General features: G+C 47.2%; 16 protein-coding genes. 11 read left to right on the forward strand and 5 right to left on the reverse strand.

From position 1 onward, the window contains the following. Positions 1–52 precede the first annotated feature (52 nt). Both Q369_RS0104750 and Q369_RS0104755 read left to right on the forward strand, forming a co-directional pair. Complete coding sequence (locus tag Q369_RS0104750; protein WP_031526663.1) at positions 53–1015, forward strand: AAA family ATPase; 963 nt, start codon at positions 53–55, stop codon at positions 1013–1015. A 100-nt stretch (positions 1016–1115) separates the two neighbouring features. After that, positions 1116–2711: an aldehyde dehydrogenase (NADP(+)) gene (locus Q369_RS0104755; RefSeq protein ID WP_035332992.1), complete on the forward strand. Its 1596-nt coding sequence runs from the start codon at positions 1116–1118 to the stop codon at positions 2709–2711. Here Q369_RS0104755 and truA read toward each other — a convergent pair. After that, a complete protein-coding gene (gene truA, locus Q369_RS0104760; protein WP_031526665.1) occupies positions 2704–3456 on the reverse strand; it encodes a tRNA pseudouridine(38-40) synthase TruA in 753 nt (250 codons plus the stop codon). The two genes, Q369_RS0104755 and truA, sit on opposite strands and share 8 nt — an antisense overlap. A gap of 105 nt (positions 3457–3561) precedes the next feature. Between truA and Q369_RS0104765 the strand changes: the two genes are divergently transcribed. From Q369_RS0104765 to namA, 6 genes are all read left to right on the forward strand, one after another. After that, a complete protein-coding gene (locus Q369_RS0104765; protein WP_031526666.1) occupies positions 3562–5235 on the forward strand; it encodes a glutamine--tRNA ligase/YqeY domain fusion protein in 1674 nt (557 codons plus the stop codon). A gap of 116 nt (positions 5236–5351) precedes the next feature. Then, positions 5352–5699, forward strand: coding sequence for a DUF6686 family protein (locus Q369_RS29745; RefSeq protein WP_310588966.1), 348 nt, complete (start codon positions 5352–5354; stop codon positions 5697–5699). Positions 5700–5808: 109 nt separating this feature from the next. Next, entirely contained in the window at positions 5809–6333 is a 525-nt protein-coding gene (locus Q369_RS0104775) for a ferritin (protein ID WP_031526668.1), read from the forward strand. A gap of 139 nt (positions 6334–6472) precedes the next feature. Further along, a complete protein-coding gene (locus Q369_RS0104780) occupies positions 6473–8710 on the forward strand; it encodes an FUSC family protein (protein ID WP_031526669.1) in 2238 nt (745 codons plus the stop codon). Further along, the gene (locus tag Q369_RS0104785; RefSeq protein WP_031526670.1) at positions 8710–8910 is read left to right on the forward strand and encodes a YwbE family protein; all 201 of its coding nucleotides are present in this window, start codon (positions 8710–8712) and stop codon (positions 8908–8910) included. The genes Q369_RS0104780 and Q369_RS0104785 overlap by 1 nt, the downstream gene beginning before the upstream one ends. A gap of 14 nt (positions 8911–8924) precedes the next feature. Next, positions 8925–10001 carry an NADPH dehydrogenase NamA gene (namA, locus tag Q369_RS0104790; RefSeq protein WP_031526671.1) on the forward strand — a complete coding sequence of 359 codons (1077 nt, stop codon included), beginning with the start codon at positions 8925–8927 and terminating at the stop codon, positions 9999–10001. A gap of 2 nt (positions 10002–10003) precedes the next feature. Here namA and Q369_RS0104795 read toward each other — a convergent pair whose 3' ends face one another. Then, entirely contained in the window at positions 10004–10351 is a 348-nt protein-coding gene (locus Q369_RS0104795) for a DUF1801 domain-containing protein (protein WP_031526672.1), read from the reverse strand. 38 nt (positions 10352–10389) lie between these two features. Between Q369_RS0104795 and Q369_RS0104800 the strand changes: the two genes are divergently transcribed. Beyond that, on the forward strand, positions 10390–11271 hold the full coding sequence (locus Q369_RS0104800; RefSeq protein ID WP_035332993.1) for a DMT family transporter: 882 nt from the start codon (positions 10390–10392) through the stop codon (positions 11269–11271). A gap of 3 nt (positions 11272–11274) precedes the next feature. Here Q369_RS0104800 and Q369_RS0104805 read toward each other — a convergent pair whose 3' ends face one another. From Q369_RS0104805 to Q369_RS0104815, 3 genes are all read right to left on the reverse strand, one after another. Continuing rightward, positions 11275–13656: a PAS domain-containing sensor histidine kinase gene (locus Q369_RS0104805; RefSeq protein WP_229206732.1), complete on the reverse strand. Its 2382-nt coding sequence runs from the start codon at positions 13654–13656 to the stop codon at positions 11275–11277. A 53-nt stretch (positions 13657–13709) separates the two neighbouring features. Further along, positions 13710–14159, reverse strand: a complete 450-nt coding sequence (locus tag Q369_RS0104810; protein WP_031526675.1) for a response regulator — start codon at positions 14157–14159, stop codon at positions 13710–13712. A 139-nt stretch (positions 14160–14298) separates the two neighbouring features. Further along, on the reverse strand, positions 14299–16773 hold the full coding sequence (locus Q369_RS0104815; RefSeq protein ID WP_051663918.1) for a TonB-dependent receptor: 2475 nt from the start codon (positions 16771–16773) through the stop codon (positions 14299–14301). Between the two features lie 171 nt (positions 16774–16944). Between Q369_RS0104815 and Q369_RS0104820 the strand changes: the two genes are divergently transcribed. Both Q369_RS0104820 and Q369_RS0104825 read left to right on the forward strand, forming a co-directional pair. Next, complete coding sequence (locus Q369_RS0104820) at positions 16945–18309, forward strand: MATE family efflux transporter (protein WP_035332995.1); 1365 nt, start codon at positions 16945–16947, stop codon at positions 18307–18309. Positions 18310–18427: 118 nt separating this feature from the next. Then, positions 18428–20053 carry an NADP-dependent glyceraldehyde-3-phosphate dehydrogenase gene (locus Q369_RS0104825; protein ID WP_031526678.1) on the forward strand — a complete coding sequence of 542 codons (1626 nt, stop codon included), beginning with the start codon at positions 18428–18430 and terminating at the stop codon, positions 20051–20053. Positions 20054–20103 lie beyond the last annotated feature (50 nt).

The following is a 20103-nucleotide window of genomic DNA, read 5'->3' on the forward strand; positions in this document are numbered from 1 at the left end:
GAATATCCGTTTTAACGCAGTTCAGGAGTATAAAAATCTAATCCAGCATATTGTGAAGTATTCATCGGACGTAGAAGCTGCAGAAGCTATGAAAGTAGCTTATGATAAGATCAGGAATGAGATTGGTAATGTAATTATCGGCCAGGATGAAGTTGTTAAAAGGCTGCTCACTGCCATCTTCTGTCAGGGGCATTGTCTGCTGGTGGGAGTGCCTGGACTTGCGAAAACATTGCTGATACAAACCATCGCTTCTTCGCTCGACCTGAACTTCAACCGGATTCAGTTTACACCCGATTTAATGCCCTCTGACATTCTGGGATCCGAAACACTGGATCAGAACAGGAATTTCAAATTCATCAAAGGACCGGTTTTCGCAAACATTATCCTGGCGGATGAGATCAACCGGACACCGCCTAAAACACAATCTGCATTACTTGAAGCAATGCAGGAATATTCGGTCACGATAGCGGGCGCCAAGCATAATCTGGAAAGGCCGTTTTTTGTATTGGCCACGCAAAATCCAATCGAGCAGGAAGGTACCTACCCGCTGCCCGAAGCACAGCTTGACCGTTTTATGTTCATGATCCAGCTGGATTATCCTTCTTACGCGGAGGAAGTGAACATTGTAAAAAATACAACTACGGACAACAGATACCAGGTAAAAAAGGTAATCACTGCAGAGGAAATTATGGATTTCCAGCACCTGGTACGCCGCGTCCCCGTTACTGACCATGTCATTGAATACGCCGTAAAGCTGGTTCATAAAACACGACCAGCCGCAGGGTTAGCTGTAAAGGATACAAACGACTACCTCGAATGGGGCGCGGGACCCCGGGCGTCTCAGGCGCTGATCCTGGCGGCCAAATGCAATGCACTGTTGTCGGGCAAATACTCGCCGGATATAGAGGATGTAAAAGCAGTTGCATTGCCGGTATTGCGCCACCGCATTATCCGCAACTTCAAAGCGGAAGCGGAAGGTATATCGGTTGATGATATCATCGGCCGTTTAGTCTAGATTAGATCATTTTGTAGATATTGAAAAATGTGCAGGTCTGCGATTTGCACATTTTTTCTGTTTTAAGGGTTTATCAAGTTTCAAGATTCTTATTTCAACAATGGATATTCAAGGTAAAAACTTCATAGGATATACACTTTCGGCGGAAGGTGATCATACTTTTCAATCGTACGTACCGGCGACAGATTCTTTTCTGAATGAGGAATTTCATCGCGCCACGGAAGCAGAAGTGGCGCGAACAATGGCACTTGCCGAAAAAGCATTTACCAAGTATGCCGCTGTTCCCGCCCAGCGCAGGGCGGCATTTCTGATCGCGATTACAGAGGAAATAACCGCTCTCGGAGATCAGTTGCTGGAACGCGCCCATCTGGAAACCGGCTTGCCACTGGCCAGGTTGCAAGGTGAGCGGGCGCGCACGATCAATCAATTGACCCAATTTGCAGACTTACTGCGCGAAGGCTCGTGGGTGGAAGCGAGCATTGATACTGCATTACCTGACCGGACTCCGGTGCCAAAGCCTGATATGCGCAAAATGCTGGTACCGATCGGACCGGTTGTGGTTTTTGGGTCCAGTAACTTTCCATTCGCCTATTCAGTCGCCGGTGTGGATGTAGGCCCCGCTTTGGCGGCAGGAAATCCGGTTATTCTGAAAGCACATCCTGCGCATCCTGGCGTGAGTGAACTTACTGCGCAGGCGATCCTTTCAGCTGCCAGGAAAACCGATATGCCCGAAGGTGTATTTTCAATGCTTTATGACGACGGGTTCGAAGTCGGCGCGGCACTGGTCAAACATCCTGCTACCCAAGCAGTCGGCTTCACAGGCTCTTTCAAAGGCGGAATGGCATTGCACAAGCTGGCCCAGGAACGCGAAGATCCTATTCCGGTGTATGCAGAAATGGGGAGCGTGAATCCTATTGTAGTGCTGCCAGAATATCTAGAACAAAATGCAATGGAGCTCGGCAAAATGCTCGCTGCATCTGTAAGTCTCGGCGCAGGTCAGTTTTGTACAAACCCCGGATTGGTTTTTGTGACCAGTTCGGCAGCCCTGGATGCATTCAAAGAATCTTACAAAAACGAGATTGCAAATACTACCTCCGCAACAATGCTGACCGCGGGAATTTACACGAACTACAACAAGCTGCGCGACGAGGTATTTGAACAGGCAAATGTATCCAGATTAGTCATCTCGGACCATGTTGCGCCAGGCGGTAACCAGGCACAGGCTGCCATTGCGGAAGTTTCCGGAAGTGCATTCATTTCCAATCCGAAGTTGCACGAAGAAGTTTTTGGACCATTTTCTCTGCTTATCGTTTGTAAAGACACCGAAGAGCTGCTTGCTGCGGTGTCACACCTGAAAGGCCAGCTTACTGCTACTTTAATGGCGGGTGAAACTGAGGCTGCCTCCTACCCTGCGCTGATCAGACAACTAGCGAAAATTTCCGGCAGGTTCATTATGAATGGCGTACCTACCGGTGTGGAAGTTTGCCCGTCCATGCACCACGGCGGACCATTCCCGGCAACAGTTGACTCGAAATTCACGTCAGTCGGGCGGCATTCTATTTTACGGTTTGTTCGTCCGCAGTCGTTCCAAAACTGGCCGGATTCGCTTTTGCCTGACGAACTGAAAAACAGCAACCCGCTTGGCATTCTCCGGTTGGTTAACAATGTACCAACAAAAGATACCGTTACTAATTGATTTTGAACAATCCTTCGGGGTAACCTACCCTGGTTAGAAACAACCCTTCCGCCGGAGCCTGCGCTCCGGCTTTTTTGCGACTTTTGGATAGTATTACCTCTTCGAAATCCTGCACTGTTTTCTTGCCTTTACCCACTTCCAGCAGCGTACCCACCACCGCACGTACCATCCCGCGTAAAAAACGATTGGCCTGAATGTGGAAAATCAACATATCCGGCGTGCTCGTCCATTCGGCTTCGGTGATCGTACAGCGGAAGTTATTCACATTGGTGTGCACCTTGCTGAAACATTCAAAATCGTGGTGTGTCAGCAGCAATGCGGCGGCTTCGTTCATCTGGCTCACATCCAGATCGGCTTTCAAGAGGTATGCCTGTCCGGTTAGAAACGGGTTTTTGAACCTGGTAATGCGGTATTCGTATTTACGAAAGGTGGCAGCAAAGCGGGAATTAAGCTCGCTTTCAACTTCATACACATTTTTAACAGCAATATCCCGCGGGATCAAACCATTGAGCTTGTAAACAAAAAGATCGGGATCAGGAATGGGATTATTTAAATCAAAATGCGCGAATTGTTGTTCTGCATGTACGCCGGTATCAGTGCGGCTGCTGCCGGTAAGTTCGACTGTTGTCCGGAATAATCTGGCAAGCGCTTCTTCCAGCACCTGCTGGACACCAAGCGCGTTATTTTGCTTCTGCCAGCCATTATAGGCTGTTCCGAGGTAAGAAAATTCGAGAAAATAGCGCATAGTGCAAAAGTAAGTCAAAGGACAGAGATTTGCGATTTACAAGCTGAATTGCGGAATTTGTTAGGAAGAAGGTTAACTTTGAGAATTGGATAATTTCATTATTGTATGATTACGGAAGAGAAAAAAGAAGAGAAAAACCTGAATTTCATTGAAGAGATCGTTGAGGCGGATTTGCAATCAGGAAAATATACTCAGATTATCACCCGTTTCCCCCCGGAACCAAATGGTTACCTGCACATTGGGCATGCATCCAGCATTTGTCTCAATTTTGGTTTAACCAATAAATTTCCAGGCTATACTAACCTGCGGTTTGATGATACCAATCCGGTAACAGAAGATACTGAGTACGTTGAGAGCATCAAGCGCGACATTCAATGGATGGGGTTTAAATGGGAAAACGAACTTTATGCTTCCGATTACTTCGATACGCTTTATGAATATGCTATCAAGCTCATTAAAAAAGGGCTTGCTTATGTAGACGATTCTACTTCCGAGGAAATTGCAGCTTTGAAAGGTACACCCACGGAGCCAGGAAAAGATAGTCCGTTCCGGAGCCGCAGCGTGGAGGAAAATCTTGTACTTTTTGAACAAATGAAAAGTGGCGCATTCCCCGACGGAAGCCGGACCTTACGTGCCAAAATTGATATGGCGCACATCAATATGCTGATGCGCGATCCGATTTTGTACCGTATCAAACATGCGAAACACCACCGTACCGGCAATAAATGGTGTATATACCCGATGTACGATTTTGCGCACGGCCAAAGTGATTCCATTGAAACGGTAACGCATTCAATCTGCACGCTGGAATTCGTTCCGCACCGTGAACTTTACGACTGGCTGATAGCGCAGTTGGAGATATACCCGTCGCACCAATACGAATTTGCGCGCCGGAACCTGAATTATACAGTGACCAGCAAGCGGAAATTACTGCAACTGGTACGCGAAAATCATGTAAGCGGCTGGGACGATCCGCGGATGCCGACGATCAGCGGCTTGCGCAGGAGAGGCTTCACGCCGGAAAGTATCCGCGACTTCTGTGACCGTATCGGCGTCGCGCGTCGTGAGAATATGATCGATGTGGGTCTGCTTGAATTTTGCGTCCGCGAAGACCTGAATAAAAAAGCACTTCGTAGAATGGTAGTACTGGATCCTCTGAAAGTGGTTGTAACAAACTTTCCTGAGGGAGTTACAGAAATGTGCCACAGCGAGAATAATCCTGAGGACGTTGCTACCGGCATGCGCGACATTCCATTCACCCGGGAGATTTACATTGAAAAAGAAGATTTCATGGAAAGTCCGGGCAAGAAGTACTTCCGTCTGGCGCCTGGCAAAATGGTAAGGCTTAAAGGCGCTTACATTGTAGAATGCACCGATTTCGTCAAAAACGAAGCGGGCGAGATTACGGAAGTGCATTGCAACTACATTGAGAACAGCAAAAGCGGACAGGATACAACCGGTATCAATGTGAAAGGTACCCTGCATTGGGTTTCTGCACAGCACGCGGTTGAAATGGAAATCAGGTTATATGACCGGCTGTTTTCAGTAGAGGACGTTTCAGCGGAAGAAGGCGATTTCAAGGATTTCATCAATCCAAAATCTCTGGAAATTATTACCGGCTACGCAGAACCTGCATTGCTGGACGCCAAAGAAGATGAATCATTCCAGTTCCTGCGGAAAGGCTACTTTGTGAAAGATGCCGACAGTAGCGAATCAAAGCTGGTGTTCAATCGCACGGTAACATTGCGCGATAACTGGACAAAGACTACTGAGAAATAATTTGAAGGAAAATAAGGGGGTATTTATTTAGATTACTTACAGATAATCTTGCTCGGGAAGCTGTTTGACTTTATCTTTGCAGCACAATTTTCACGAACCAATCTGTTTTGCTGTCAGTGAATACCCCCAATGAATTGTTTAGTACTGCAAAAGGTTTTTGCGTACAATGCGACTTAACCTCCCGAATCCAGCTTCATTTCGGCGAAATTCAAGCTTCTTTTAAGGTCCGCGATTTTTTGGCATTCCGTCGCTTTATCAACAACATTGATATTCAAAGCAAGCTGTTCGACCTCTCGGACGAATCTGACTACGAGTTTGTTGAAGCTCCTCAACTCAACATTTACCACAAGTTTACCCTCTGCGAATTGATCCAACTGAGGGAATTAGTCAACGGTACCCACTTCGCAATTGAGCTGAATTCTCTGCTCCACGAACTTCTTTTCTTAGAAACAGAATCAGTCTAAATAACTGATAACGATTGTCTTAGACCAATTCCAAATATCAAATTCTGTTTGGATTGATGAACTTTCGCATGATATTTGTACTTATTAAAACAAATAAGCAACAAGTACCATGAGAGATTTACTGAGACAAAGAACTTCCCTGAAAGAGGAAATAGAGATATTATTAAATAACCAGGTTAAAATGGAAGCAGAAGCTTCTGCCAAATATCTGGCAATGGCTTCCTGGTGTGATCGCAACGGTTTCAAATATAGTGCGCAATACTTCCTCAAACAGTCTGACGAGGAAAGAGGACACATGCTGAAAATCTTCAACTACCTGATGACCGTTGGAGGAACAGCTATTTCACCTGAAATCGGACCTGTAAAGCAGGAATATCCAACATTCAGAAACGTGTTTGAAACCGCATTACAGAGCGAAATCGCAGTGACACAATCAATCAACCGCATCATCACGGCAACGCGCAAAGAAGAAGATTACGCAACTGAAAACTTCCTGCAGTGGTTTGTCAACGAGCAGGTTGAAGAAGAAGATAACGCACGTCGCGCGATCGAGCTTTTTGATGTGATCGGCGAAGAAGCAACAGGTCTATACGTGATCGACAAAGCCGTTTCGAAAATCGGTTCGCACGACTAAACAATCGTAGTACCAATAGCTGGGCTGCTTCCAAACGAGGCAGCCTTTTGTTTTTTGTGCCAGCCCGAATTATGGTACGCGTTTTGTTTCTTGTAAGATTAAAATAGTAGTATTGTAAAAAGCTACAGTAGGCCAGTTCATGAATTACCTCGACGAATTTAAAAAATTCATTTTCAGTCATTACCTGTCGACGGGAGTACGCCTAACGCTTGGAACGATCGTCCCCAGCCTCATATTTCAACATTATGGCATTCTCAGCGAGATGATCGCATTCCCGCTGGGCACACTGCTGATCGGAGGTACCGATAATCCCGGACCATACCATCGTCGTAGAAATGCATTGCTCATTGCAATTTTCAGCTGCTTTTTCGTCGCCTGCATTACCGGATTTCTAAGGGATTTCCCATTTATCATCTTTCTGGAAATTATCTTTTTCGGGATGTTCTTTTCGCTGGTTGGCGTGTATGGAAACCGCGTTAACAGCATTGGACTGATATCTTTGCTCGTGTTCGTGTTCAATATCGACGATCACCTCAGCGGAGATTTGGTACTCAGAACGGCGGCTATCTTCTGCGCTGGCGGCATCTGGTATTTTGCGCTTTTCATGATCCTTCAAAAGCTGCTGCCCTACAAGCTTATCCAACAGCTCTTAGGTGAAAACTTCATTGAACTTGGTAAACTGCTTTCCATTAAAGCTGACTACTATTTCGCGAAACCCGACTACGATGAACTGTTTAACCGCATGATCCATCAGCAGGTGATCTTGCGGGAAAATCATGAGAATCTGAGGGAAATTTTGTTCAAAACGCGCGAGATTGTAACTGAGTCCACAAACAAGAGCCGGATTTTAATGCTCATGTTCCTGGATAGCATCGATCTCTTCGAACGCATCCTGAACTCGCAGCAAAACTACGTCAATCTCCATCGTGCATTTGACCATACCAAAGTCTTACGGCTCTTTGGAACATACATCACCTGGCTGGCTGCTGAAATCCAGACGATCGGCCTCGCTGTTCAAAGCGGGTTTGCCTCACATCCACGTCACGACCTGGATGAAGCTTTTAACAAATGTCAAAAAGCATTTGAGCGGATGCGTGAACACCAGATGAACCATGAAAACATGGAAGATTTTATCATGCTGCGCCAGATCCTCAACAGTTTGCAGGACGTAACAGAGCGCGTTAAGAAATTGCATCGCGCCACTACTTACGATGCTGCTGTGGGAGAAGGTTACAAGCTGGATGTGGAAGGAGACAATTTTATCCCCAAGCAGGAGTATCATCCCAGAATTCTTATTGACAACTTATCTCTCAAATCAAGTCACTTCCGACACGCGGTGCGGGTTACATTGGGTTTGCTTTTAGGTTATATCACCTCCCTATTTTTTGAGTTGGGCCACGGTTACTGGATTTTGCTGACAATTGTCGTAATCCTCAAACCTGCATTCAGTATCACAAAAAAGCGGAACATTCAACGGATCGGAGGGACCTTACTGGGAGTCGTCACGGGATTTCTCTTCCTGTACCTGACCAAAGATAACACTGCGCATTTCGTGATCATGATCATTGCGATGATCCTGGCTTACAGCTTTTTGAAGATCAACTATTTCATAGCTTCCACTTCGATCACATTATATGTAATCCTGTCATTCAATTTTCTGAACCCTAACCACATTCGCACCGTTCTCGAAGAGCGGGTAATTGATACGGTTATCGGATCTGTGATCGCGTATTTGATTTCGTCTTACGTACTCCCGGTTTGGGAACATTCGCAAATCAACCAGTACATCAAGGAGGCTCTGAATGCAAACAGAAAGTATTTTGACCTGGTAGCTGCTAAATTCACAGGTAAGCAATTAGATATCAATGACCTGAAACTAAGCCGGAAAGATGCGATTATTGCAATGGCCAATCTGTCTGACAACTTTCAAAAAATGCTTTCCGAACCCAAAAGGCAGCAGTTGAAAATGGAAGAGTACCACCAGTTTGTCGCGACCAGCCACATGCTTACTTCTTACATTGCATCGCTGTCGACCTACGCGCAAATGCTGAACTACTCCGAGTTTGCAACAGAATTTGAACTGATGACGCGCCAGATCGACAGGCAATTGCAAGCCGCCGCCGACGTGATTGAAGGAAAAGCCAGTGATAGTTTCGAGATAGCACGTGAATCGCTGCCGCAAAATCAAAAGCTCATTGCGCTCCTGGCTCAGCGTAAGAAAGAAATCAAAGAGCTGGGGATTGAAAAGGCAGATCAGTCACCGGCGAGGAAAATGCTGTCGGATGTAAAGACAATCAATGGATTATTTGAGCTGATCAGTACGATCACGATTGACGAGATAAAAATTTTGCAAAAAATAAAGGCGGCAAACGCATAATGGAAACACTCACAGGAACCAGAAGGGAGAATATCAAACCCGGTATTTCAGTAGCTATCGTTTTGAAAAAAGACCAGAGAAGCGGCACATTAACCTACGGGACAGTCAAAGATATTCTCACAAAAGCACCAGTCCACACGCACGGGATCAAAGTGCGCCTTGAAAGCGGCGAAGTTGGCCGCGTAAAAATCATTCAATAAACAGTAACACTTTCATGTCTTCACTTCTTTTCACTCCGCTTAAACTAAAAAGCATTGAACTACGGAACCGCATTGTGGTTTCACCCATGTGCCAATATTCATCCGTAGACGGTTTTGCAAATGACTGGCACCTGGTCCATCTTGGCAGCCGGGCAGTTGGTGGCGCTGCGTTATTGATCGCTGAGGCTACCGCAATATCCCCGGAAGGCCGCATTTCGCCTCAGGATCTGGGTATATGGAAAGACGAGCACATTGAGAAGCTCAAACAAATCACCGACTTTATTTCTGCACAGGGCGCAGTCGCGGGGATACAACTGGCGCATGCAGGCCGCAAAGCGAGCACATACCCCGCATGGAAAGGTCGCGGACAGGTTCCGCCCGACCAGGGTGGCTGGAAAACGGTAGGCCCCTCACCTATTCCATTCCACCATAGTGAGGACGCGCCTCTGGAACTTGATCAGGCGGGGATAGACAAAGTGATTGCTGATTTCGCTGCAGCTGCGGAACGTTCATTACAAGCTGGCTTCAAGGTTATAGAAATCCATGCGGCGCACGGGTACCTCATTCACCAATTTCTTTCACCACTGAGCAACAACCGCACAGATACTTATGGCGGCAGCTTCGAAAACCGGACTCGCATTTTGCTTGAAGTGGTAGATGCCATTCAAAATGTCTGGCCCGCAGAATTGCCGGTGTTTGTCCGCATTTCAGCGACCGACTGGGTGGAGAATGGATGGAATGAAGAAGAGTCTGCCAAACTCGCGCAAATCTTAACGGATAAAGGTATTTCGCTGATCGACGTATCCTCGGGCGGACTGGCTTCAAATGCGAAGATTCCGGTGGGTCCCTCCTACCAGGTTCCATTTTCTGCCAAAATCAAAAGAGAAACCAATGCGCTGACGGGCGCAGTAGGCTTGATTACCGAGGCGCAGCAGGCAGAAGATATTTTAAAAAACAACGAAGCCGACCTGATCGTTATGGCGCGCGAGCTGCTCCGTGACCCGTATTTTGCATTGCACGCGGCACATGAACTCGGTGAGGATATCGTCTGGCCGGTTCAATACGATCGGGCGAAACCTGCTTTGAAATAAGCTCACGGTAAAGCAGCTGCCATATTCAGGATTTCCATTATTAATTCGACAGGCAGGTCTTCTCCGGCATCTAAAAGCAAAATCTTCATTCGCAAACGCTTTTCAGCGATAAGCTGCGGATGATCGATCAGCTTTCCATTTACGATGCCGAGATAAGGTCTGCCTGTTTTCTTCTCAATCCAGATGTAGCAAAGCCGCTTTTTCCCGAGGCGGTAAAATGGTGTTGAGTATTGCCATACCTCTTCTATGGCAGGATCGTAGCTTTTGATCAAGTATCTGAGCGCGGAAAGGCAGCTTCTGACAGGCTCAGGTTTTTCCCAGAAGAACCGGTCAATATCCTTCAACATCATAGGTTGTGAATGTTATCTTTGCCTGAAAATACCTATTTATGCTAAATCCCCGTGCTGCACTTGTTATTGGGCTCATTAGCATCAGTATTTTTCCCGTCTTGGTCAAATGGGCGCCTGTATCGGGAATCACCTCCGCGTTCTACCGGATGTTTTTCGGTTTCGTCCTGATCCTGCCTTACGTGTTTTTAACAAAGAAATTCAGCTGGCCTGCTGGCCGGCATTGGTTTCCGATCATTTTATGCGGGATCATTTTCGCGTCTGATATTGCCGTTTGGAACTTATCTATCACACTTTCCAATGTAACACAGGCAACATTGCTCGCCAATTTGTCGCCTGTTTGGGTGGGAGTCGGCTCGTTCCTGTTCTTGCCGGATAAACCAAAATCCGCATTCTGGATCGGAACGTCTGTGGCACTTTTTGGAATTGGGATCCTGATCGGCTTTGAGCAGTTTGCCGGATTGCAGCTCAATGCAGGTTTCTGGCTCGCCGTGCTGTCAGGTCTGCTATATGCGACTTATATGCTGGTGAGCAAAGCTGTACTCGGGAAAGTGGATATTGTGAGCTTCATGACCATCAATATGGCGGTATCCAGCATTTACCTGCTTGTGATCTGCCTTGTATTCCACCAACCTTTATGGGGATTTGGAACAACCGTGTGGAGCGTGTTTGTGGTTCAAGGCCTGATCTGCCAGCTTGTAGGCTGGCTGGCGCTTAATTATGCAGTCAAAAAGATGGACGCAAAAAAGGTTTCTCTCAGCTTGTTAAGCCAGGCCGTAGTAAGCGGACTTTTTGCCTGGATTTTTATCGGGGAGCAAATTACATTGCAGATGATCCTCGGCGGACTGATTATCCTGGCCGGAATAGCAATTACCTACCGGACGAAAAAACAGCCGGAGCCATCAAGTAGAATAGAAGTTTGAAATCTATTTAACCCCGGATTCAGGCAAATAAATGGTAAAAGTAGAACCTTCCCCCAGCCTGCCGACCGCATCGATAAACCCCTGGTGGTTCTCTACAATTTTTTTACAAATAGCCAGCCCGATTCCCGTTCCTTCATATGCACTCCGGTTGTGCAGTCGCTGAAATACCTGAAAAATCCGGTCTTTAAATTGCTGATCAAAACCAATCCCATTGTCGGCAAATGAGATATACCTGTAAGTTACAGCTGGATCAGGGCCAGTTACGGGGATCAGATCGCCCATTATTTTGCCAGAGCTGATCCGGATCACCGGGCTTTCTTCGGGTCGCACGAACTTCAATGCATTGGCAATGATATTTGTAAAAAGCTGCTCGAATTGGTAAACGATCACCTCGAAGGAAGGTAACTCGTTACTGAAAATCTGCGCATGCCGGTTGTTGATCTGGTCGCTGAGCTGATCTTTTACATTCTTCAAGACTACATTCAGATCGGTATATTCGAAATGCTTTTCTACTGCATTGGCACGTGAAAAAGCAAGTAAGTCAATAATCAGCTGCTGCATTCGGGTTGACGAAGCCTGCATTCTGTCGAAATAATCCTTTCCTCTCTCAGTAAGGTTATTGTACTCGGTTTCAAGAATACGCGTGGCAAATGTCTGTATTTTGCGAAGAGGCTCCTGCAAATCGTGGCTCGCGACATAGGCGAACTGCGCCAGCTCCATATTGGTCCGCACCAGCTCATTATTCGCCACGGTCAGCTCCTGGGTGCGCGTTTGCACTTTACTTTCCAGCTGATCAATGAACAATTTGCGCTCGTGAATATCGGTGCTGGTACCGACCCACATCAGGATGTTACCATCAGGATTTCGCTGCGGAATAGCCCGGCTCAGGTTCCACCGGTATTCGCCATCAGCCCTTTTAAGCCGGTGTTCATACACAAACTCATTGCCGGTTTGAATGGAAAGCTCCCAAAGCCTGCGGTTTTCATTTACATCGTCGGGGTGCACAATATTGGACCAGAAATCTCCGTAAATCCGCCCCTCGTGAGCACCGGCGTAATCGTATACCGACTTGTTCAGATAATTCAGGAATCCCTCCGAGTCAGCAGTCCACACGAGCTGCGGCATGGAGTCGGCCAGTGTCCTGAACTTCCCTTCGCTGGCTCTCAATGCAAGCTCCGACTCTTTTCTGTCGGTTATATCCATCATTGTCCCGAGCATTCTGTGCGGAACGTGATCGTCATTGTACAAAATTTTGCCGTGCGTCCGGATCCAGTGAATGGATTTATCGGGATGAATGACCCGCGCTTCATAATAGTAGCTGCCTGTTTCCAGCGCTGTTGCGAATGCTTTTTCGACAATCGCCTTTCTGTCCTCAGGGTGAACGTGGTCGCGTAGTTCGGCGTGGGTCAACACAGCCGCTTCGTCGTAACCAAAAAGTGTGGCTAACCTTCCTGAATATATGATCTCATGAGTTTGCAGGTTCAGATCCCAGGTGGCAAGCTTAGTACCGTCGGTAGCAAGTGAAAGTCTGTCGACAGCCTCCGCGATCTGCTGGCGGAACCTGACCTTTTCAGTTACGTCATTGATCGAAACCATAATCCCTGACACAGATCCGTCGATCTCATACATCGGCGCGTACTGAAAATCCAGATAGAAGGTTTTCAGGCCGTCGGGTCCGTCAACATAAGCAAGTGCTTCGTTTTCGCGGTAAATCTGGCCTGAGCTGTAAACCTGCCGGAGAATATTGACAAACTTCTGGTCCTGCAATTCAGGAAAAACGTCCAGCAGCTTTCGTCCCACAACGTCGCTTTCTTTCCTTCGCCAAAGGTTTTTCAGCATTGTTTCGTTGGCAATGCTGATTACAAACTCTTCACCCTTAAAAATAGCTTTAGCAAACTGGGACTGTGTGACCAGGTTTCTGAACAGATTTTCGCTTCTTAACAGCGCCTGCTTGGATAAAACCTGCTGGGTAACTTCCGTCGCTACGACTATAATTCCGGAAGTTTCTCCCGTATCCTCAGAAAGAGGTTGATATACAAAGTTGAAATAACATTTTTGCGGCTCGCCAAACCGGCGGAGGGTAACTTCAAATTCGTTACCGTAAAAAGGCTTTCCGGTTTTAAGCACGTCGAGCAGGATAGGCTCCACAGAATCCCGCACTTCCGGCAATGCTTCAAAGAGCGGTTTCCCTACAAAATCCGCTTCGGTCCGGTCAACGATATTCAGGTAAGTATCGTTAGCCATTTCCACAAAAAAGCTTTCTCCTCGCAGGATGGACATTCCTACGGGAGCCTGCTTCATTACGTTTCTGAATCTGCTTTCGCTGTCTGTCGGCTGCTTATTTATAAACTCCGGATTGTAGGGAGAGTCGCCTGGTTTGTTCACGTGTTTGTGGAGAATCGTACTTTACAAAAGTAAACAGTGAACAAAAGGAAGGATTAATACTGATAATAAAAATTTTCCGCTGCTGGTGCCCAGTTATGCTTCTTCCAATCAATGTCCAGCACCTGCTTGATCGCTTGCTTTAATTTGGGGAAAGAGCCTGGCTTTCTGATGAAGAAGTTGGCTCCCTGCTGATATACTTTGCGAACCATTTCTTCCTGCCCGCTCGTCGAGAAAATCACGACGGGAATACCCTCCCATTCTTTCGTATTTCTGATTTGTTCAAGACATTCAAAGCCGTTTTTACGTGGCATATTCAGGTCGAGAAAGATGACATCCGGCGGAGGTGGCACGGTGGTTTCCATTAGATTAATAAGCTCAACCCCGTCATTTGCAGTCACCAGTTCAGCAGAGGTACTAACTTCCCTCAGCGCATCCTCGAACAACATGCAGTCGTCTGCATCGTCATCGGCGAGGAAAATTGATTTATTCGGTTTAGTGCTCATAGTCCAAATTAAGTATTAGGGTAGATAACAAAAACGTTGATCAATACATTCCGTAAAACCTAATCATGGTTTACTTGCTCACGAATTCAAAATCATATACAAGGTAAGAAAATTAAAATTTTAAATAAAAACTGAAATATTAAAAATCACCCTCAAGACTCTCTTTGGGCTTCTTTTTCGCCTGATGCAGCCTATAATTTAATGTAAGATTAATCTGCCGCAGCCTGCCTTGCGAACTGTTTCTTGTGTAAAAATTAGCTCCTTCCGTTATCGACCTGAACTTGCGGGAGTTGAAAACATCAATGATACTGAGCGTCAATGTTGCATTGTTTTTCAGGATATCGCGGGTAGCTGCCAGATCGAGCGTGGCGAGTGCCTTTCTTCTTCCCTGGGGGGTTTGCTGCGGCGCTTCATAGTTGCCGCGAAGCTGTACGTCCGTGGTTTTCCATAATGTAAGCCGCGACATTGCCCGTACAAACCAGCTGTAAGTATCGCTTTTGAATGTATCGTCTACATTAGCTCCATCCGTGATCGCCCTGAAAAAGTTAAAGCTTGCATCAAACTTCCACCATTGAACCGGGTTGAAAGAGCTCGTAAATTCAGCTCCGTAAGCATCTTCCGTACCCAGATTTTCCGGCCGGGTATAAGAACTTCCATCTTCCTGCACGCGCCGGATACTCGTGATCTTCCCATTCGTATGCCGGTAGTAAAGCGAAGAAGTAAGCGAACCTTTCGTCAGGTACTTGATGTGACCGAGTTCAAATGCATTCGTGAATTCGGGGTTAAGATCCGGGTTTCCGCTCCAATAATTGCGATTGTCGCTGTACGTGGCAAATGGGCTCAGGTCGTTGTACTGCGGCCTGCGTACCCGGCGGCTGAAACTGAGCTGGAATGCATTCTGTTTCGCCAGATCGTAAGTCAGGTGTACGCTCGGGAACAGATTGGCATAAGTCCGTTTGTTCACCTCGGCGGTCTGCTTCAACTCGGTTGTTACGCCAGTCCACTCCGCACGTAATCCGGCCTGGTAGGATAATCTGCCCGTTTTGTTTCCAATCATTCCGTACACTGCATTGATGTTCTCCTCGTACAGGAAATCGTTTGTAAGGCCGGGGAGCGTAATCCAGCCCCCGTCACTTGCCCGCTGGGTTACGGCATAGTCGTTCGTCATATCGCGCGAGCTGCTCCTGCCCCCTGCTTCAAACTTGCCGTCTTTGGCAAAAGGATGTACATAATCAACCTGGAAAAGCAGCTGCTTTTCGGTTTCATAGTTGACCGCCCGCTGCAGCAATGGCGCTATATCCGACGGGCTTCCATTGGGATTGAACACATTTTCATTGTAATACTGGTCAGAGTTTTCCCAGTTATCCAGGTAACGCACATCCGCTGTAAATTCCCGGCCTTTCCGGTCGAATGTTTTCTTGTAAGTAATGGAATATTCGGAGTTTGGCTCTGTTTCCGTTTCGTCCTGCGTTCGGATCGTGTAGCTCGTCAAATTGTCCTTATTTGTCAGATAGTCCCTGTAAGTCAGTGTTGAAAACCGTTTCCCCTTGCTCGTGCGCCAGGTATAGGAGCCGGTCAGGATGTTTTTGGGATTAAAATAATAATCAATTCCCCCACGTGCAGAATTGGCCATTCCTTTAAGATTGGTTTTCATATCCCGCTCCATGATGAATGTGGAATCATCGCGGTAAAGCTCCTGGTACACAAAGTTTTTCCCAGGCGTGTTCCGGTACGACATCGTATAGTTGATGAAGAAGTTGAGGTTCTTGCGTCTGTAATTAACATTGGCTGCCGCTCCATAGTTGGTCGGGTGGCCAGTGATGATATCAAAAGATCCATTGATCCCTTCTTTTCTTTCTTTTTTCAGAACGATATTGATCACCCCTCCCATTCCTTCGGCCTCATAGCGCGCAGAAGGATTAGTGATAATTTCCACCCGCTCGATCATACTTCCCTGCAACTGCTGCAAGCCGCTTGCGCCTTTGATACTCACCAGACCGGAAGGTTTACCGTCAATCAATATACGCACGTTACCACTTCCGCGCAGGCTCACATTGCCCTCTACATCCACAGCCACTGAGGGCACATTTGTGAGTATATCCACGGCAGTTCCGCCGGCATTGGCGAGATCTTGTCCAACATTAAAAATCTTTTTATCAAGAGACAGCTCCATCGTGCTTTTCTCCGCCTGCACGGTTACCTCGTCCAAAGTGCGCGCTGATGGAGCGACTTTGATTAATCCTAAATCCAGTGGAGAATTGGCAGCAGTGAGACGCACATTGGAAGTATACTGCGGCTTGTACCCGATGAATTCTGAAAGCGCGTAATAAGTGCCCGCCGCGATATCTACAATGAAGCCGCCGGTCTCATCGGTGATCGCCCCGCTTACAAAAGAACTGTCGGCCGATTTAAAAAGCCTGATGCTTGCATATCCAAGCGGGTCGGTTGTTTGTGCGTCTACAATTTTACCTGTTACTTTCAGCTTTGCAGCACCTTGTCCCAATGCACCGGAGGCACTCAGACAGACGCACACGAATAAACCTATCACCTTCAAAAATTGCCTCTGTCCACTCGCCTGTCCCGAGCCTGCCACGAACTGCCTGATACTACCCATTCTGTTTTTTGTAATATTTTTTGCGATACAAACTGCTTTGATTTTGCTAACAATAGAAACCGTTTTGTAAACCGGATTTACTCTAAACCGCTACATAATAGCAGGAAAGATTCTTGCCCTGATCTCTAAAAAGCTAACTTTGCAACCTTTTTAGCACATCTACGCCATTCCATGAAAAACGAAGCCTCACAAACGTTAAGATTAGCCTTCCCCATTATCATAGGCGAACTCGCCCAAATGGCGCTACACCTGATCGACAGCGCGATGGTAGGCGCGATCAGCTACAAACACCTGGCGGCCGCGGCGCTGGTGATCAATGCCATGAACATTCCTTTCGTGATCGGGATCGGAATGACGATCTCGGTTTCACAAATGGTATCGCTTGCCAACGGCAGGCAAGATGCACAGCAGGTTTCGCATTACCTTTTCAATGGGTTTGTGCTCTGTACACTCACCGCAATCGCAATATCCTTTACACTGGTGTTTGGTAAAGACCTGCTTTATCATCTTGGACAAGATCCCGACGTAGTTACGCTAGCGATCCCATTTATGCAGCTGATGGGAATTTCGATCATCCCGATGTTGCTTTTTATGACATTAAAACAATTTGCAGACGGACTGGAAAGTACCCGCACTGCAATGATATTCTCGCTTGCCGGTATGCCGCTCAACATTCTGCTGAACTGGCTGCTGATTTACGGTAACTGGGGCTTTCCGCGACTTGAACTGCTCGGTGCCGGCTGGGCTACGCTCATCACCCGCTCCTGTATGTTTATCGCATTGGCTTACGTGGTACTTAGTCACAAGACATTTGCCAAATACATCGCAGTACGCCGTAAACAGTGGAAGCTGAAAGGTCAGACTATGCGTGAGCTCCTGCACATTGGTGTGCCGAGCAGCATGCAAATAGGTATGGAAGCTGGCGCATTTGCAGTGTCCGGCATTATCATCGGTACCCTGGGCGCGGTATCGCAAGCCGCACACCAGATCGCATTGAGCTGTGCTTCATTCACTTTCATGGTCTCGATGGGACTCGCTCAGGCAGGGTCTATCCGCGTCAGCAATGCGCTGGGCAGGTCCGATTGGCACAAGATCATCGCAATTGGCAAGAGTACCCTGGTAACTGCATTGATATACGGAATATTCTGTGCCACGATGTTCGTAGCGCTGCGCCAGATTCTGCCATTTGCATTCAACAAAGAGCCGCAGGTTGTTTCGCTTGCTGCATTACTGTTGCTGTTTGCCGCCATTTTTCAGATTTCTGACAGTACACAGGCAATCGGTGCCGGACTTTTGAGAGGTATCAAAGATGTAAAAACGCCTACATTGCTGATCGGGATTGCCTACTGGGTAATTGGGATCCCGGTAGGTTATCTGCTCGCATTTCACTTCAACATGGGCGCACCCGGTATGTGGCTCGGACTGATCGCCGGACTTACCGTTGCGTCAGGATTTCTGATCACCCGCTTTTTAAAGATGGGCAGAAGGAATGTGGCTTTGCCCCCGGCAAGCCGCGCACAGGCTAATTTCCGCTAAGTGCAGACCGGGTTCAGGTTATTTAACAATATACGTCGTCAGGTCATTCTAACGGGAACTGTCCGTCTTCAAAAATCATTACTTAAATAAACCAAGCACTCATTTAGCCAGTTAGAAAATGGATTTTAACGCCGCATTGAAGAACATCTTTGTCGAAGAAAGTGAAATCCCTTCGGAGTTCAGCTTACCCTCGCTGATCCACCAGCGCGAATACCTCAGCGATGGGGTGATGAAACCCTGGAATGGGCCGGTTCACGAAGTTTACTCACCCGTTTGTATCAAAACAGAAAACGGACTTGAAAGAAAGCTGATCGGTAGTTACCCGGTCTGTACAGCTGCCGAAGCAGAGGAGTCGCTGAATGCTGCGGTTGCTGCTTATAACAACGGACGCGGCGAGTGGCCCACCATGGGCGTGGCAGAAAGAATCCATCGTGTCGAGAAGTTTACCGGCCTCATGATCGAGCAAAAAGACATTATCGTCAAGCTCATTATGTGGGAGATCGGGAAATCGTTTGCTGACTCGGCCAAAGAGTTTGACCGGACCGTTGAATACATCTACGCCACTATTGACTCGCTGAAAAACCTTGACAGAGATTCTTCGGGTTTTGATATTGTAGATGGTATCGCTGCGCAGGTGCGTCGTTCCCCATTAGGTGTGGTACTTTGTATGGGGCCATTTAACTACCCGCTCAACGAAACGTTTACCACATTGATCCCAGCCTTGATCATGGGGAATACAATTCTTTTTAAACCCCCGAAATTCGGTACGCTGCTGCATTATCCGTTGCAGGAAGCATTCAGGGATTGTTTTCCAAAAGGTGTTGTCAATGTGATTTATGGCCGCGGTAATGCAATAGTACCCGGGCTGATGCAGTCGGGCAAGATCAATGTACTTACGCTGATCGGGTCGAGTAAAGTTGCCAATGAGCTAAAAAAGCAGCACCCGAAAGTAAACAGGCTTCGTGCCGTTCTGGGATTGGACGCTAAGAATGCGGCAATTGTTACGCCTAACGCAGACCTTGACCTGGCAGTTAAGGAGATTATCCTCGGCGCGCTTTCCTTCAATGGCCAGCGCTGTACTGCTTTGAAGATTATCTGGGTACATAAAAGTGTCGCAGATCAGTTCCTGCAAAAGCTGAGCGCTGCGGTAGGAACGCTTAAATTCGGGATGCCATGGGAAAAAGGTGTTTCTCTGACCCCGCTTCCGGAAACCAACAAGATCGAATACCTCGACGAATGCATTTCCGATGCGCTGGCGCACGGTGCATCTGTTGTGAATGAAAACGGCGGCAAATCGGAAGGTTCATTCTTCTATCCGGCAGTGGTTTATCCGGTGAATAAAGAAATGAAACTGTACCATGAAGAGCAATTCGGGCCCATTGTCCCGGTTGTTCCATTTGAGGACCTGGAAGAAACGATCGAGTTTTTGATCGAGTCAACCCACGGGCAGCAGGTAAGTATATTCAGTAACGACGCCGATGAGGTGGCGGCATTGATTGATCCGCTTGTGAACCAGGTAAGCCGGGTTAACATCAATACACAATGTCAGCGCGGACCGGATGTGTTCCCATTCACCGGCCGGAAAGACAGCGCAGAAGGTACATTATCTGTTCCCGACGCAATTCGTGCATTCTCGATCCGCTCGCTTGTCGCATTTAAAATGAACGAGCAGAATAAACAGCTGATCAACGAGATCGTGCATGAGGATACATCCAATTTCCTGAGTACCAAGTTCATTTTTTAATGATATTGTCATGAAAAAACCTTCTCAGTCTGCATTGAGAAGGTTTTTTC

Origin of the sequence: Dyadobacter crusticola DSM 16708, assembly GCF_000701505.1 — a bacterium.
Classification (GTDB): domain Bacteria; phylum Bacteroidota; class Bacteroidia; order Cytophagales; family Spirosomataceae; genus Dyadobacter; species Dyadobacter crusticola.

Coding starts and splice junctions, on each gene's coding strand:
- Q369_RS0104755 (WP_035332992.1), top strand. CDS start 1,116: ATGGATATTCAAGGTAAAAACTTCATAGGATATACACTTTCGGCGGAA.
- truA (WP_031526665.1), bottom strand. CDS start 3,456: ATGCGCTATTTTCTCGAATTTTCTTACCTCGGAACAGCCTATAATGGC.
- Q369_RS0104765 (WP_031526666.1), top strand. CDS start 3,562: ATGATTACGGAAGAGAAAAAAGAAGAGAAAAACCTGAATTTCATTGAA.
- Q369_RS0104775 (WP_031526668.1), top strand. CDS start 5,809: ATGAGAGATTTACTGAGACAAAGAACTTCCCTGAAAGAGGAAATAGAG.
- Q369_RS0104780 (WP_031526669.1), top strand. CDS start 6,473: ATGAATTACCTCGACGAATTTAAAAAATTCATTTTCAGTCATTACCTG.
- Q369_RS0104785 (WP_031526670.1), top strand. CDS start 8,710: ATGGAAACACTCACAGGAACCAGAAGGGAGAATATCAAACCCGGTATT.
- namA (WP_031526671.1), top strand. CDS start 8,925: ATGTCTTCACTTCTTTTCACTCCGCTTAAACTAAAAAGCATTGAACTA.
- Q369_RS0104795 (WP_031526672.1), bottom strand. CDS start 10,351: ATGATGTTGAAGGATATTGACCGGTTCTTCTGGGAAAAACCTGAGCCT.
- Q369_RS0104800 (WP_035332993.1), top strand. CDS start 10,390: ATGCTAAATCCCCGTGCTGCACTTGTTATTGGGCTCATTAGCATCAGT.
- Q369_RS0104810 (WP_031526675.1), bottom strand. CDS start 14,159: ATGAGCACTAAACCGAATAAATCAATTTTCCTCGCCGATGACGATGCA.
- Q369_RS0104815 (WP_051663918.1), bottom strand. CDS start 16,773: ATGGGTAGTATCAGGCAGTTCGTGGCAGGCTCGGGACAGGCGAGTGGA.
- Q369_RS0104820 (WP_035332995.1), top strand. CDS start 16,945: ATGAAAAACGAAGCCTCACAAACGTTAAGATTAGCCTTCCCCATTATC.
- Q369_RS0104825 (WP_031526678.1), top strand. CDS start 18,428: ATGGATTTTAACGCCGCATTGAAGAACATCTTTGTCGAAGAAAGTGAA.